Raw genomic sequence first — 13,667 nt, 5'->3', positions numbered from 1 at the left:
GCTTTTGACATGTGCCCTCCAAAAAATTATTTGCGCTCTTTGCGCCAAAATAACTGGTGATAATATTGATACGTCTTGCGATAAATAAACAAGAGTAAAAAGGTTAGACTTTGCATCAATACAATGCAAGCACTAATTGAAGCATTGGCATGAAAGCTTAGCAAAATGCCTATAATTGTCGCCGTTACAGACGAAACAACCGCCACTAACAATAAATAATCAAACTGCCGACACACCAACTGCGCCCCCACCCCTGGAGCAATTAGCATTGAAATAACCAATACCGCCCCCACCGCCTGCAAAGCAACAATCGCGGTAAAAGCCAGCAATATCAACAACAACCCATGCAATCCTCTAACAGACAATCCCGCCACCTTCGCATGCGTTGCATCAAAAACCACCAGCATCAAATCTCTACGCTTCACCATCAACACCACGCTCACCACACAAGCTAAACCATAGACTTGGTAGCGCTGTAAAGCCTCTATTCCCAGCAAATTACCAAATAAAATATGCATCAAATGTTGCTCGCTTTCTATTTTGGTATACAGCAACACCCCAAGTGCGAACATTGAAGAAAATACAATTCCCAGCACGGTATCAGATTTTAGTGGAGTACTTTTTTCCAACCATCTGGTTGTAAACACACATAAAATTCCTGCAAAAAATGCCCCTACAATCAACGGCAATTGAAAATATGACGCAAACACCACTCCTGGTAAAAACGCATGAGAGACCGCATCGCTCATCAGCGCCCAACCTTTTAATACCATAAAACAAGACAATAACGCACAAGTGATGGCTACAACGATACCAACCCACAAAGCCTGCTGCATAAACCCATATTGAAAAGGCGCAATAAAAAAATCATACAATGCTAGTTTCATAACAACCGCTTAGCCAAAGTTGCTTTACGCATCCGCACCAGCAAACCTTTTTCTGGTGCAAATACAAACGCCAACATAAACACCAGCGCCTGCAGTAATACAATGACCGTCCCCGTTACCGCATCCATAAAATAGCTCAGATAAACGCCTAATACGCTACTGAATAATCCAATACTCAAAGCAATAAAAAGCACCACACCAAAGCGTTTTGCCAACAAAAAAGCCGTCGCCCCTGGTGTAATTAAAAGCGCTACAACCAAAATTGCGCCAACCACCTGCAAAGCCGCTACCACCGCCGCGCTCACCAACATAAAAAATAACACCTGCAACCATCTAACCGACACACCACTTGCAACCGCTTGTATTTGGTCAAAAAACAGCAACATTAAATCTCGCCATTTAAAGATAATCACCAGCAACGCCAACAGCAAAATCCCCAACATCTGCTGAAAATCGCGCTCAGCAATCGCTAAAATATTGCCATAAATAACCGCTTGCAAACTAATAGAAGTTGGAAAGAGCGAAATTATTAACAAACCCAACGCAAAAAAAGACGTAAAAACCAATCCAATAATCGCATCTTGGCGCAAAAAACAAAGTTGGCGCAATAAAAGTATCGCCATAGTCGCCAAAATCCCTGTAATAAACGCCCCGACAGCATAAGGCCAACCTAAAATATAAGCCACTGCAACGCCAGGGACGACCGAATGTGACAACGCATCGCCAATTAAAGACCACCCTTTTAACATTAAAAAAACCGACAACAGCGCACAAACACTGCCCACAAAAGCCGCCACCACCAGCGCTTTTATCATGTAGTCGTATAAAAAAGGTTCAACAAGTAGCGCCATCATCTGCAATCACAATCTTTGTGCGAACAATACAAACTGGATAAGCGCCCTTCACGACAAAACACCACTGGATGTTCATCATCCGTTATAATCGTGAGCAAATCATCTGGTGCTTGTTTATTAACCACACTAAAATTCTTCAATAATCCACCAAAAGTTTTTTCTAAATTCTCACGCGTATAAACTGCCTGCGTCGCGCCACTTGCAATCACAGTCCGATTAAGCAACACCACCTGATTACAATATTGCGCAATTGCGCCTAAATTATGTGAAGAAACCAACATTAAATAACCCTCAGCGCGCAAAGAAACCAGCAAATCCATCACCGCCTGCTCTGTTTTAATATCCACGCCTGTAAAGGTTCATCCAATAAAATCACTCGACTTTCTTGCGCTAGCGCACGTGCTAAAAACACGCGTTTTTTTTGCCCACCAGAAAGCTCCCCAATCTGCCGATTAGCCAGCGCTGCAATTCCCAATCGTTGCATCGCCGCCCAGACTTTTTCCTCATCACTTGCCCGAGGACGGCGCATAAAATTCATATACCCATAGCGCCCAAGCATCACCACATCTTTGACTAAAATAGGGAAATGCCAATCAATTTGCTCTGTTTGCGGTACATAGGCAATCGCATTTTGCTTTAATGCCGAAGCAACCTTCAGCCCATTAATCCGCACTTCTCCTGACTGAGGCTTTACTATCCCCATGATGGCATTAAATAAAGTAGATTTTCCACTGCCGTTTGCGCCCACCAACGCGCACGTCATACCCGCCTCAAGCGCAAACGACACCTCATAAATCGCCTGATGCCCATTGGGATAAGTAACTCCCACATCCGACACCGTCAGGGAAATCATCTATTGAGCATCCTTAAAGGCTTGCAAAATTGTTTGCGTTGTAACATTAAGCAAATCTAAATAGGTTGGCACAGGGCCATCTGCTTGTGATAAAGAATCCACATACAACACCCCACCATAATGCGCCCCTGTCTCTTTTGCTACCTGTTTAGCAGGCTTATCAGAAACCGTACTCTCACTAAACACCACACCGATATTATTCGTGCGCATCAAATCAATGAGCGCCTTAACTTGCTGTGGCGTGCCTTGTTGTTCGGCATTAATTGGCCACAAATACGCCTCTTTAAAGCCCATATCACGCGCTAAGTAGCTAAAGGCTCCTTCACTTGTAACCAACCAACGCTTTTCTTCGGGAATATCAGATAAAGCTTGAACAATTTTCTCTTGCATAGACGCTAATTTTTCTTTATACGCCTGAGCATTTTGGCGATAAATTTCACTATGCTCTTTATCATGAGCAACCAACGCATCACGGATATTATCGACATAAATCAAAGCATTATTAACCGACATCCACGCATGAGGATTGGGCTTGCCATCATACTCCCCACCATAAATAGAAATAGGCTCAATCCCCTTTGTTACAACTGCAACAGGAACCTCTTTCACATTAGCAAAAAACTTTTCAAACCAACGCTCTAAGTTCAAACCATTCCACAATACCAAATCTGCATCTTGCGCTTTTACCAAATCTTTAGGCGTTGGTTCATAATCATGAATTTCTGCCCCTGGTTTAGTAATTGAAACCACCTCCGCTGCCTCACCAGCAACATTTTGTGCAATATCTGCAATGACAGTAAACGTTGTAACAACTTTAAATTTATCCGCCGCCCAAGTTTGTTGCATTGACCATACACAACCCAACGCTAATACCGCACTTTGTAACCATATTTTTTTCATTTTTACTCCAAATGTATAACTTTAAAGGAACGAAGATTATAAATAAAAATAATTACCATTTAAGTTAAGATAATGTTAGCCGCAACCAACACTCACACCATGATATTATTTATATCGTTAATCGCATGGATAGCGTTAGCCGCAGCAAACACTCACGCCTTAAAATGGAATATCTTCATCATCAAACCCATCACTATCAGGGCCAGAAATAAAATGATTTTGTGGTTGTATCGGTGCAGGGTTATTTTGTCTTTGAGAGCTGCTAGATGTAGGGGCGTTTGGAGCATAATCAGACGGCGCGTAGTCTTGTTGAGGCGCCCTAGCAGAGGGATTTGAACTTTTTCGATTATTGCCCCCATAGTTAGATTCTTGCGAAAAATCACTCGAGCCGCCACTGCGTGAATCGAGCATTTGAATTTGGTCAGCAATAATTTCTGTCGTGTACTGGTCAACGCCCTCTTTATTTTGCCATTTGCGTGTTTGCAAACGCCCTTCTACATAAATTTTTGAGCCTTTTTTACAATATTGACCAATAATCTCGCCTAAACGACGAAAGGCCACAATGCGATGCCACTCTGTTTTTTCACGTTTTTCGCCAGTATGTTTATCATTCCACGTTTCTGAGGTAGCGACACTAATGTTAACAACTGCTTCCCCATTAGGCATATAACGCATATCAGGGTCAGCACCTAAATTGCCCACAATAATCACTTTATTAACACCTGCCATAAACTCTCCTCATTTAAAATCAATAACCAAATTAATGCACGCTAAGTGCATGTTTGCGCCCAATTGCTAGCAATATAAATCCAGCAATTGAAGCTAATAATAATAAAATCATAAATAGATTTTGCGTATTTTGCAGATGCGCCCAGAGCCAACCGCCTAATACCCCACCTGCAAAGCTGCCAAAAAACTGCGATGTAGAATAAATGCCCATTGCCTTGCCACGTGCCTGTGGGTCAGCAACATTTGCCACCCAATGCGGCAAACCCGTTTCAAGACGATAAAAAGCAATAAAAAAATAAACTAATCGCGATAAACACGCCCCAAAAAGATGATAATAATGACATTGCCCCTAGCCCTAATGCTAAGAGCATAAAACTCATGCCAAAATTAAGCGGATGGGGGATTGCCTTATAGCGCATCAAAGCTAATGCCAATAAATTCGCGGGCAAATAAATCCACCATTGAGCACTTTTATCCACCAAAAACGCCTGCAATAAAATAGGTAAAACCACAAAACTGGCGGTAAATAACGCATGCGTCATAAAAATTGCCCCACTCGCCTGCCAAAGCGCAATCTTGTCATACTGCCCCATTGAAGGTTCTGTTGGTAAAGGTGTTGCGGTTCTTGGCAAGAACAAGCTGGCGATAAATGCTGAAGCCGCCATTAACGCAATCATAAAAAACAACTCACGCACACCAAAGACCTGCGCTAGGATAGGCCCTAAAATAAGAGACAAAACAAACGATAAACCAATACTTCCTCCAATAATCGCCATCACCTTTCCCCGCTTATTTTCAGGGGTAATATCAGTGGTGTAAGCCAGCGTAACTGAAGAAATGGCGCCCATTCCCTGAATTGCACGACCTATAATCATCATTGCGATTGAATCTGCCATTGCTGCAATCAAACTTCCCACCACAAACAAAATCAGACCGCCTGCAATAACAATTTTGCGCTCCACATAATCAGAAAGCAGTCCAAAAGGGATTTGCAACAGCCCTTGAGTTAGTCCATAGATTCCCAAAGCCAAACCAACCATTTTAGGTGTCGCACCCTCTAACTGGTTGGCATATAAACTAAAAATTGGAAACACCATAAACATGCCGAGCATACGAGAGACATAAATGCTCGTTAAAATGCCAACTCCTTTACGCCAATTTATCGTCATAACTGCCTCAGCTAACCACCGTCAGCCATTGATGCACATCTTCGCTTCTGCCATATTGAATATCGGTTATTAATTGCCGTAGCGCCAGCGCTTGCTGTTGCGATTGAACCGCTATCTCTTTACCATCAATAATAAAACTGCTTACAGGTGAGATAACCGCCGCCGTACCCGTAAGCACCGCCTCAGCGCCTTGTGCAATTAAAGAGCTTAACTCCGATACACTTACCGCGCGCTCCTCCACAGAAAATCCCCGCGCCTTTGCCGCCACTAACACACTGTTGCGCGTAACCCCATGCAAAAATTCATCACTTAACTCAGGGGTAATAATGCGCTTATCATGGATAATCATAAAATTACTCGCGCCTGTTTCTTGAATATTGCCATTAGGGCAAAACAGCACTTGTTGCGCATTATGCTCTTGTTTTGCTTTTAAAATCCAATGTAATGCCGAAGCATAATTTCCACCACTTTTAATGCGACCCATATGCGGTGCACACCGTGCATTTTGCGTTTCAATCAACACGCGCATCTGCGCTCCTTGAGTGAAATAATCCCCCACAGGAGAAGCTAACACATATAAATAGGCGCTTTCAGAAGGCGTAGCTGCTTTACCAATAACAGGGTCTGTGCCAATTAATGTTGGACGCAAATACAACGACCCTGGAAACTCAGGAATTTCCTCTGCCGAACGACGCACCACCTCCACAATTATCTCTTTTAACAATGCCTCTTCAGGAACAGGCATATACAATAATTGCGCACTCTTTCTAAGGCGTGCTATATGCTGTTCAAGGCGAAAAATCACTACTTTACCATCTTCATGGTAAAACGCCTTCATCCCCTCAAAACAAGTACTTCCATAATGCAAAGCATGCGCACCAGGATGTAGAGTTAGCGTATTACTCGCCTGCCATTTAACATTGCCCCAACTCTGGTTCTCATACGCTACAAGCGGCATTTCATGATAAAACTTACTGCCAAAAACACTCGGAATCTCTCTTGCCATGGTGCGCTCCTTAATTAATAAAATAATCTGTCATTACAACAAACATTGCCCCATTTGACAACGACTCCAAAAGCTTGCGCTTATAAGTTCAATCATCCAATGGTCATTTACACCCATATTTTTTTATAACAACGCCTCCGCTCGGTCGGTTTTTTCCCAGCCAAATTCTGCAAGTTCGCGCCCAAAATGTCCGTAGGCAGCAGTTTTTTGATAAATAGGGCGCTTTAAATCCAACATTTGAATAATGCCATAGGGCGTTAAATCAAAATTAGCACGCACACGCTTACCAATCTCCTCATCAGCAATTTTGCCCGTCCCAAAAGTATTAATCCAAATTGAAGTTGTTCAGCCACCCCGATAGCATAAGAAATTTGCACCTCACAGCGCTCTGCCAAACCTGCCGCAACAATATTTTTGCCACATAACGCGCACCATAAGCCGCGCTACGGTCAACCTTTGAAGGATCTTTCCCTGAAAAAGCCCCCCCACCATGATGCGCTGCGCCACCATAAGTATCGACAATAATTTTGCGCCCTGTCAGCCCGCAATCTCCAACAGGCCCGCCAATAATAAATTGCCCTGTTGGATTAATATGATAAGTCGTATCTTTTTTCAGCCATTCTTTTGGCAACACCTGCTCAATAATGAGCTCACGCACAGCCTCTTGCAAATCCTTTTGCTTAATTTCAGGGTCATGTTGTGTAGATAGCACCACCGCATCAATTCCTGTAATAACTCCATTTTCATAGCGCACCGTAATCTGACTTTTTGCATCAGGACGCAACCAAGGCAACACTTTTTCTTTACGAAGTTGCGCCTGTCTTTCTACCAAGCGATGCGCATACATAATAGGCGCAGGCATTAATACGTCCGTCTCACGGCAGGCATAGCCAAACATCAATCCTTGATCTCCTGCACCCTGCGCCTTTTCTTCTTCGCGGTCAACACCTTGTGCAATATCTACAGACTGCTTACCAATAGCATTAATTACCGCACAAGTTTGACCATCAAACCCCATCTGAGAGCTCGTATAGCCAATCTCCTGAATGGTTTTACGCACCAAATCTTCTAAATCAACCCATGCCGACGTGCTCACCTCGCCTGCAATCACCACCATACCCGTTTTAATCAACGTCTCACACGCCACACGTGCTTTTTTATCCTGCGCTAAAATCGCATCTAACACCGCATCAGAAATTTGGTCAGCAATTTTATCAGGATGCCCTTCAGAGACCGATTCAGATGTAAATAAATAACTTGTCATCACTTAACTCCTAAAATTATCAAAAAATCTAATTCTCGGTAAAGGCAAGACAAACACAAACGCAACACTTTATAACAGCATGTGCAAAAGCATTTTGAGAATTGAATAAGTTAGTTTTCATAGAAAACCCTCCACCCTAAACATTAAAACCGCAGAATAACCTCATAGGGTAAAAGGTTGGTGCGCTTTACCAGAATTATTTATAGCGTGCTGGAAGTTGCTAGATTGCATTGCGCAACCTATATTAAACCCACGACGCGCGGCATTCTATAGCACTGCTCGCATTACCACAAGAGCAGCGGCAAAAATAATAATCATTCGCCATGAAAAAGTACTATACTAACTGAAGTTTTTTGTTGCTTATATTTAAGGAGGAAACATGCAAACCGCAACCCAAACCCCAGAACAAATCAAAGCAGTCAATTGGAAGGTTGTGATATGGACGACTTTAATAGGTGGTTTTATTAGCTCACTAGTCAAATGGGGCTCTGAAATTAACATGCCACCACGCCCTAAAGGCGAAATCTCTCCCTTAGGAGCGCATATTGATGCTTGGCTCGGTCCTTTTGGTTTTACTCAACACTCTCTAGATTATTTTTACCAAGGCATTAGCGTATTAGGAGCAGTAACGCTATATCACTGGCTCTCTAGCTTCGCCTGCGCCTTGTTATACGCTTGGATTGCCGTCTATTGGAATAAAATCCGACTATGGTATGGCGTATTCTTTGGTTTACTCGTTACCATAGCCACCCATGGATTTATCATTCCATTACTCGGCTTTCGCAATCCAAGCTATGCAGACGGACAAGTTGGTTGGTTATGGAACTTAAACGGCTATGAATTATGGAGCGAGATTTTTGGTCATATTTACTGGGGCGTATCCATTGAAATTTGTATGATTGCCGTGCTTGCACACTTTGGCAAACCCATCTATGGCGCTTGGTCACACGCACCAACTCGCGCTGTTTATCGCAACCAATAATCCTTTATCCATATTTAAAATCCACCTCGCGTGGGTTTTATTTTAAAAAAAATCATCGTCTAAAAATTTTTTCGTTATACTTAGTCGCTGATACCACTGGGGTGCTAGCAAATGCTGGCTGAGATTAGACCCTTAAACCTGATGTAGATAATCCTACCGGAGGAAACATGAACTACAAAAACACTTTTGCAACACTTGCTCTTGCTATTAGCGCCATTACCAGCGCACAGGCACAAACCCCCTTAAACGTGCTCACCTATGGCTCTTTTAATTCAGATTGGGGCCCTGCTCCCAAACTCACCGAACTGTTTGAAAAACAATGCGATTGCACCCTAAACTGGCTCAGTGCTGAAGACAGTGTCATGATGCTACGCCGCTTACAACTTGAAGGTAAAGCCCTTGAAGCGGATGTAATCGTTGGACTAGATAATCAAAGCATTAGCGATACCCTCAATACAGGACTAATCCAAACACTCCAACACCCTGTCGAAACCGTCTTTGGCAGCAGCACCCAAGCCGTCCCTTTTGATTTTGGTTATCTCGCCTTTATCAAACGTAAAAACAACAATCTACCTGAGTTTGACAGTCTTGATGCATTAGCCAAAGCAGATAACAGCCTAACCATCGCCATTGAAGACCCACGCACCAGTAGCGTTGGTTCAACCATGCTCGCATGGGTTGGCACACAAACCGAACATCCAAAAACCTTTTGGCAAAACATCCAGCCCAAACTCACCGCCATTACTACTGGCTGGTCAGAAGCTTACAGCCTCTTTACTAACGGCGACGTTGACCTCGTGCTCTCCTATACCACCTCACCTATCTACCATCAACTGGCTAATGAACATAACGACTACGAAGCCATTCTCTTTAATCACCCCCATTACGAACAAATTGAATACGCCGTAGCGCTTGCACATAGCCCACAAAGCAAATTAAGCGAAGACTTCCTGCATTTCCTACTCACTCCAGAAGCGCAAAAAACCATTGCCCTAAGCAATATCATGTACCCATCCACTAAAGAAAACGTTGATTTACCAGAAGCCTTTACCAATGCCAAACGTCCGCAAGGTGTCAATCTCCCACCAGAAGAAGTCGCCAAACAAATGCCCGTTTGGCTTGAAACATGGAAAAGCGCTCTCCTTACACCCTAATTCCAACCAGCGGTATGGCATCCTTGCCATACCGCCCTATTAGTAGCCATAGTTTATGCTTATTTTTGCACACAGCGTGCGCGCGCTCATCATCGCCTTACTCGCGCTCACTCTTTATAGCGTTTGGCAATACACACCAAGCAATCAAAACCTCCAGCAAATTCTTACCGACCCATGGATTCAACACATTACATTATTTAGCTTAAAACAAAGCCTACAATCAACTCTTCTCAGTCTAATATTTGCCCTCCCCCTTCTTTGGAGCGCCCACCGTGGCAAATTGCAAATCCTGCGTCATCTCCTTCCAATTACCAGCATTATCCCCACACTGATTTTCATTCTCTCTCTTTTACAACTCACCCAACTGCTCAATCACCATCTGCATACCCAGTGGAACCTTATCGGCTACCACGGCATCCTCATTGCCCACACCGCACTCAACGCCCCCCTTATTGCTCTTCTCACACTACCCGCGCTCGATGCACTGCCCAAACACTACCATCATCAGCGCCAAATCCTCCGCTTAAGCCCCTCTAAGTGGTATTACTACATCGTCCTGCCCCTTATCCGACCTGCCCTTGTTCACGCTCTAAGTCTTGTTTTTCTATTGTGCTTTACCAGCTTCACTGTCCTTCTTCTACTAGGAGGCAACCCCCGTAACGCCAATCTCGAACTCGCCATTTATCAAGCCATCAAATACGAATTCAACCTCCCCCAAGCCGCCCAACTTGCCAGCCTACAAACCCTATTGCTACTTTTTTTCCTCGCCCTACTTCCCAGCCGCTCAATCACCCAACCTCACGCCACCCCCACACAACCCAAACACAACCGCCTCGCTAATCTACTGGAGCCTCTTTTTATCCTCCTATTTTGCCTACCGCTTGCCATACTTTTATACAACACCTTCCAACACTTCAACCCTCACCCCCCAAACTCCTTTGGCAAGCGCTAGGTAACAGCCTACTTCTTTGCGCCCTCATCACAACCCTCGCCATCACCCTACACATCCTACTTGCCAAAACCGCCACTCTAACGCCCGCCAGCATTCGCCTTACACATCACCTCATTCATGCCATCTATTTAACCCCCGTCCTAATTCTTTGCCTTGGGCTTTATCTGCTCCTGCGCCCACAAATTAATGCCTTTCATCACCCTATCGCACTAAACATCCTCCTACTCACCCTCCTTATTCAACCCTATCTTTATAAATTCGCCTACCCAAGCTGGCAACAACATCACATCCGCAGCCACCGCCTCGCACGTACCCTCCACCTCACCCCCTTACAACAACTTTTTAAAATAGACCTTCCAGCACTAGCCCCACTTCTTGGCAAAGCCAGCGGATTTGCCGCCATCATCGTTTTAGGTGATGTTGCCGTTATTAGTTTTTTTGGCAGCCACAACTTTCAAACTCTAGCCTCCTATCTCATAGCTGAACTTGGACACTACCGCCAAAATCAAGCATGGCAAACCACAGGCCTCCTCCTTATCACAGGACTTGTACTTTTTCTCCTTCCTCAACAACTTGCCCGCCTCTATCAAAAACACAGCAGCCAATAATCATGACCACCCTTACTCTAGAAAACCTCCATTATCAACGTGCCAATTTTAGCCTAAGCGCTCACCTAACCCTCAGCGCCGAACAACGCTACCTTCTTCATGCCCCCAGTGGCAGTGGCAAAAGCACCTTTCTAGACCTCCTCGCTGGCTTTCTCACCCCCCAGCAAGGACAGCTCTACCTCAACCAAACTCCAATCACCCATCAAAGCGTCGAACAACGCCCCATCAGCTACCTCTTTCAACACCACAACCTCTTTGAACACCTCAGCGCACGGAAAAACCTCCAACTTGCCCACCCCAACCTTAGCACCGAACAACTCCACCAAGCACTTGAACAGGTCGACCTCCCCACCAGCTACCTCAAAAAATACCCCAATGAACTCTCAGGAGGCGAACAACAACGCCTAGCCCTAGCGCGCACCCTACTCCTCAACCGCCCCATTATTCTCCTTGACGAACCCTATGCCGCCCTTGACCTCACCACCCGCCTACGCATCATAGACCTCACCACCTACCTACAACGCCAGCACCAATGGCTTTTAATCGCCGTCTCCCACGACCGCCACGACATCGAACGCCTTGACGCCCAACCCCTAACCATCGACAATCACCACATCATAACCACCACTTAACGCCCCATGATAGGAACAGACCTCATCGACAAACGTCGCATCGCCCAAGCTTATCAACGCCACGGACACCGCCTCACAGAAAAAATTCTCCACCCAAGCGAACTCACCCAATTTAACTCACAACAAAACCCCATACGCTACCTCAGCATGCGCTGGGCAGCCAAAGAAGCCTTTGCCAAAGCACTGGGCACAGGATTACGCGCCCCCGTCCTCATGTCCAACATCTGCATCACCCATAACGCACAAGGTGCCCCCAGCTTCACCTACACCGACGCCATTGCCGACCTCATCGCCCAGCGTGGCTACCAAACCCTACACCTTAGCCTAAGCGATGAAACACATTACGCCCTCGCCTTTGTCGTTGCCCAAATTACCCAGCCCCACTATTGAAACCCGCCCCTGCCTCACGTATCCTAACTCATTTGTAACATCCCCTTAAGGAGCCCCCATGACCACCCCTTTTGACCAACTCATCGACCGACGCAATATTGGCTCAACCAAATGGCATCATAACGACGACACCCTCCCCATGTGGATAGCCGATATGGACTTTAAAGTTGCCGACCCCATCGCAGAAGCACTCATTCACACCATTCAAACCAACGTCCTAGGCTACACAGAACCCACCCCCCCTCTTTATCAAGCCATCATCGATTGGCATCACATCCGCTACCACCACCAACTCAGCGCACAAAACATCCTCTTTGCCTCCAGCGTTGTTGCCAGCCTTGCCACCATGATTAACCTCTTTAGCCAACAAGGCGACGCCATCTTAATCAACGACCCCGTCTATCCCGCTTTTATTGATAAAATCAAACGCAACCACCGCACACTCATCACCTCCCCTTTAAAAATCGACCCACAAAATCGCTTTCGTTTTGACTACAACGATATGGAGGAAAAAATCCGCCAACACAACGTCAAACTCTTCATCCTCTGCAACCCCCACAACCCAGGCGGACGCGTATGGGATAAAGAAGAACTCCAACAAATTCTTGCACTTTGCAAACGCCACAACGTCTTTCTTGTGAGTGACGAAATCCATCAAGACCTCGCTCTTTTTGGACACCGCACCACCTCCATTTTAAGCCTAGAAGAAGCGCACGATTACAGCCACCGCCTCGTCTGCCTAACCGCTATTAGCAAAACCTTCAACACCGCAGGACTCAAAGGCTCACTTATTTTCACAAAAGACCCAACCCTTAAAGAAACAATTGCCCAATATCAAATCCAACACGGCGAAAACGAAATCAACCTCCTTGCACTACAAGCCATACAAGCTGCCTATCAACATGGCAACGACTGGTTGCAAGCTGTCGTCTCCTATATTGAAAACAACGTCAATACCGCCATTGATTTTCTCCAAACCCATTGCCCCAAACTTACCCTCATGCGCCCAGAAGCCTCCTATCTCATCTGGATTAATTGCGCTGGCTATTGCCAAGACAATCAAGAACTTAAACAAAAACTACTCAACGCCAAAGTAGAACTTAATTCAGGTATCACCTACGGCAAACAAGGACATCTGCAAATGCGCTTAAACGTCGCCTGCCCAAAAGCCATACTCCAACAAGGATTGGAACGCATCTGCCAAGCACTTTCTGATTAAAAAAAGCAAATAAAAACAATAGTATAATAAAAATATTATGCGTAAAATGCACAATAAAAGCCCCATCC

14 protein-coding genes and 2 pseudogenes are annotated in these 13,667 nt (G+C 45.0%); 7 read left to right on the top strand and 9 right to left on the bottom strand.

From position 1 onward, the window contains the following. Nucleotides 1-26: 26 nt before the first annotated feature. From A5N84_RS07870 to metK, 9 genes and pseudogenes are all read right to left on the bottom strand, one after another. Nucleotides 27-887 (bottom strand): metal ABC transporter permease, encoded by an 861-nt coding sequence (locus A5N84_RS07870; RefSeq protein WP_072281933.1) that lies wholly within the window; start codon nucleotides 885-887, stop codon nucleotides 27-29. Continuing rightward, a complete protein-coding gene (locus A5N84_RS07865; protein ID WP_072281932.1) occupies nucleotides 884-1,741 on the bottom strand; it encodes a metal ABC transporter permease in 858 nt (285 codons plus the stop codon). Before A5N84_RS07865 ends, A5N84_RS07870 begins: the two co-directional genes overlap by 4 nt. Further along, nucleotides 1,738-2,594: pseudogene (locus A5N84_RS13500) on the bottom strand (metal ABC transporter ATP-binding protein). Before A5N84_RS13500 ends, A5N84_RS07865 begins: the two are co-directional and overlap by 4 nt. After that, complete coding sequence (locus A5N84_RS07855; protein WP_072281931.1) at nucleotides 2,595-3,494, bottom strand: metal ABC transporter substrate-binding protein; 900 nt, start codon at nucleotides 3,492-3,494, stop codon at nucleotides 2,595-2,597. A gap of 159 nt (nucleotides 3,495-3,653) precedes the next feature. Continuing rightward, nucleotides 3,654-4,223, bottom strand: coding sequence for a single-stranded DNA-binding protein (ssb, locus tag A5N84_RS07850; protein WP_072281930.1), 570 nt, complete (start codon nucleotides 4,221-4,223; stop codon nucleotides 3,654-3,656). Nucleotides 4,224-4,254: 31 nt separating this feature from the next. Next, nucleotides 4,255-4,473, bottom strand: a complete 219-nt coding sequence (locus A5N84_RS12065) for a hypothetical protein (RefSeq protein WP_233120043.1) — start codon at nucleotides 4,471-4,473, stop codon at nucleotides 4,255-4,257. 19 nt (nucleotides 4,474-4,492) lie between these two features. Further along, the gene (locus A5N84_RS07845) at nucleotides 4,493-5,392 is read right to left on the bottom strand and encodes an MFS transporter (RefSeq protein ID WP_233120042.1); all 900 of its coding nucleotides are present in this window, start codon (nucleotides 5,390-5,392) and stop codon (nucleotides 4,493-4,495) included. A gap of 7 nt (nucleotides 5,393-5,399) precedes the next feature. Beyond that, nucleotides 5,400-6,398, bottom strand: coding sequence for a branched-chain-amino-acid transaminase (gene ilvE, locus A5N84_RS07840; protein ID WP_072281929.1), 999 nt, complete (start codon nucleotides 6,396-6,398; stop codon nucleotides 5,400-5,402). A gap of 123 nt (nucleotides 6,399-6,521) precedes the next feature. Then, a pseudogene (gene metK, locus A5N84_RS07835) lies at nucleotides 6,522-7,662 on the bottom strand (methionine adenosyltransferase). A gap of 379 nt (nucleotides 7,663-8,041) precedes the next feature. Between metK and A5N84_RS07830 the strand changes: the two are divergent. The 7 genes from A5N84_RS07830 (at nucleotide 8,042) to A5N84_RS07800 (ending at nucleotide 13,599) form a co-directional block, all read left to right on the top strand. Next, the gene (locus A5N84_RS07830) at nucleotides 8,042-8,644 is read left to right on the top strand and encodes a DUF1440 domain-containing protein (RefSeq protein WP_072281928.1); all 603 of its coding nucleotides are present in this window, start codon (nucleotides 8,042-8,044) and stop codon (nucleotides 8,642-8,644) included. Between the two features lie 167 nt (nucleotides 8,645-8,811). Further along, nucleotides 8,812-9,798, top strand: a complete 987-nt coding sequence (locus A5N84_RS07825; protein ID WP_158008683.1) for a thiamine ABC transporter substrate-binding protein — start codon at nucleotides 8,812-8,814, stop codon at nucleotides 9,796-9,798. A gap of 55 nt (nucleotides 9,799-9,853) precedes the next feature. Beyond that, on the top strand, nucleotides 9,854-10,750 hold the full coding sequence (locus A5N84_RS07820) for an ABC transporter permease subunit (RefSeq protein ID WP_072281927.1): 897 nt from the start codon (nucleotides 9,854-9,856) through the stop codon (nucleotides 10,748-10,750). Beyond that, nucleotides 10,669-11,358: an ABC transporter permease subunit gene (locus tag A5N84_RS10045; RefSeq protein ID WP_072281926.1), complete on the top strand. Its 690-nt coding sequence runs from the start codon at nucleotides 10,669-10,671 to the stop codon at nucleotides 11,356-11,358. The genes A5N84_RS07820 and A5N84_RS10045 overlap by 82 nt, the downstream gene beginning before the upstream one ends. 2 nt (nucleotides 11,359-11,360) lie before the next feature. After that, the gene (locus tag A5N84_RS07810) at nucleotides 11,361-11,990 is read left to right on the top strand and encodes an ATP-binding cassette domain-containing protein (RefSeq protein WP_072281925.1); all 630 of its coding nucleotides are present in this window, start codon (nucleotides 11,361-11,363) and stop codon (nucleotides 11,988-11,990) included. A gap of 6 nt (nucleotides 11,991-11,996) precedes the next feature. Beyond that, nucleotides 11,997-12,380 carry a holo-ACP synthase gene (acpS, locus tag A5N84_RS07805; protein WP_072281924.1) on the top strand — a complete coding sequence of 128 codons (384 nt, stop codon included), beginning with the start codon at nucleotides 11,997-11,999 and terminating at the stop codon, nucleotides 12,378-12,380. A 58-nt stretch (nucleotides 12,381-12,438) separates the two neighbouring features. Further along, entirely contained in the window at nucleotides 12,439-13,599 is a 1,161-nt protein-coding gene (locus tag A5N84_RS07800; RefSeq protein WP_072281923.1) for a MalY/PatB family protein, read from the top strand. The last annotated feature ends 68 nt before the right edge of the window (nucleotides 13,600-13,667 follow it).

It is taken from the genome of Rappaport israeli, from assembly GCF_001888055.1.
Lineage (GTDB): Bacteria > Pseudomonadota > Gammaproteobacteria > Cardiobacteriales > Cardiobacteriaceae > Rappaport > Rappaport israeli.
This window is presented reverse-complemented; position numbering and strand designations above follow the sequence as displayed.

Bases quoted from the DNA above. Each gene is read 5' to 3' on its own strand.
- A5N84_RS07870 (WP_072281933.1), bottom strand. From the start codon at position 887: ATGAAACTAGCATTGTATGATTTTTTTATTGCGCCTTTTCAATATGGG.
- A5N84_RS07865 (WP_072281932.1), bottom strand. From the start codon at position 1,741: ATGATGGCGCTACTTGTTGAACCTTTTTTATACGACTACATGATAAAA.
- A5N84_RS07855 (WP_072281931.1), bottom strand. From the start codon at position 3,494: ATGAAAAAAATATGGTTACAAAGTGCGGTATTAGCGTTGGGTTGTGTA.
- ssb (WP_072281930.1), bottom strand. From the start codon at position 4,223: ATGGCAGGTGTTAATAAAGTGATTATTGTGGGCAATTTAGGTGCTGAC.
- A5N84_RS07845 (WP_233120042.1), bottom strand. From the start codon at position 5,392: ATGACGATAAATTGGCGTAAAGGAGTTGGCATTTTAACGAGCATTTAT.
- ilvE (WP_072281929.1), bottom strand. From the start codon at position 6,398: ATGGCAAGAGAGATTCCGAGTGTTTTTGGCAGTAAGTTTTATCATGAA.
- A5N84_RS07830 (WP_072281928.1), top strand. From the start codon at position 8,042: ATGCAAACCGCAACCCAAACCCCAGAACAAATCAAAGCAGTCAATTGG.
- A5N84_RS07825 (WP_158008683.1), top strand. From the start codon at position 8,812: ATGAACTACAAAAACACTTTTGCAACACTTGCTCTTGCTATTAGCGCC.
- A5N84_RS07820 (WP_072281927.1), top strand. From the start codon at position 9,854: ATGCTTATTTTTGCACACAGCGTGCGCGCGCTCATCATCGCCTTACTC.
- A5N84_RS07810 (WP_072281925.1), top strand. From the start codon at position 11,361: ATGACCACCCTTACTCTAGAAAACCTCCATTATCAACGTGCCAATTTT.
- acpS (WP_072281924.1), top strand. From the start codon at position 11,997: ATGATAGGAACAGACCTCATCGACAAACGTCGCATCGCCCAAGCTTAT.
- A5N84_RS07800 (WP_072281923.1), top strand. From the start codon at position 12,439: ATGACCACCCCTTTTGACCAACTCATCGACCGACGCAATATTGGCTCA.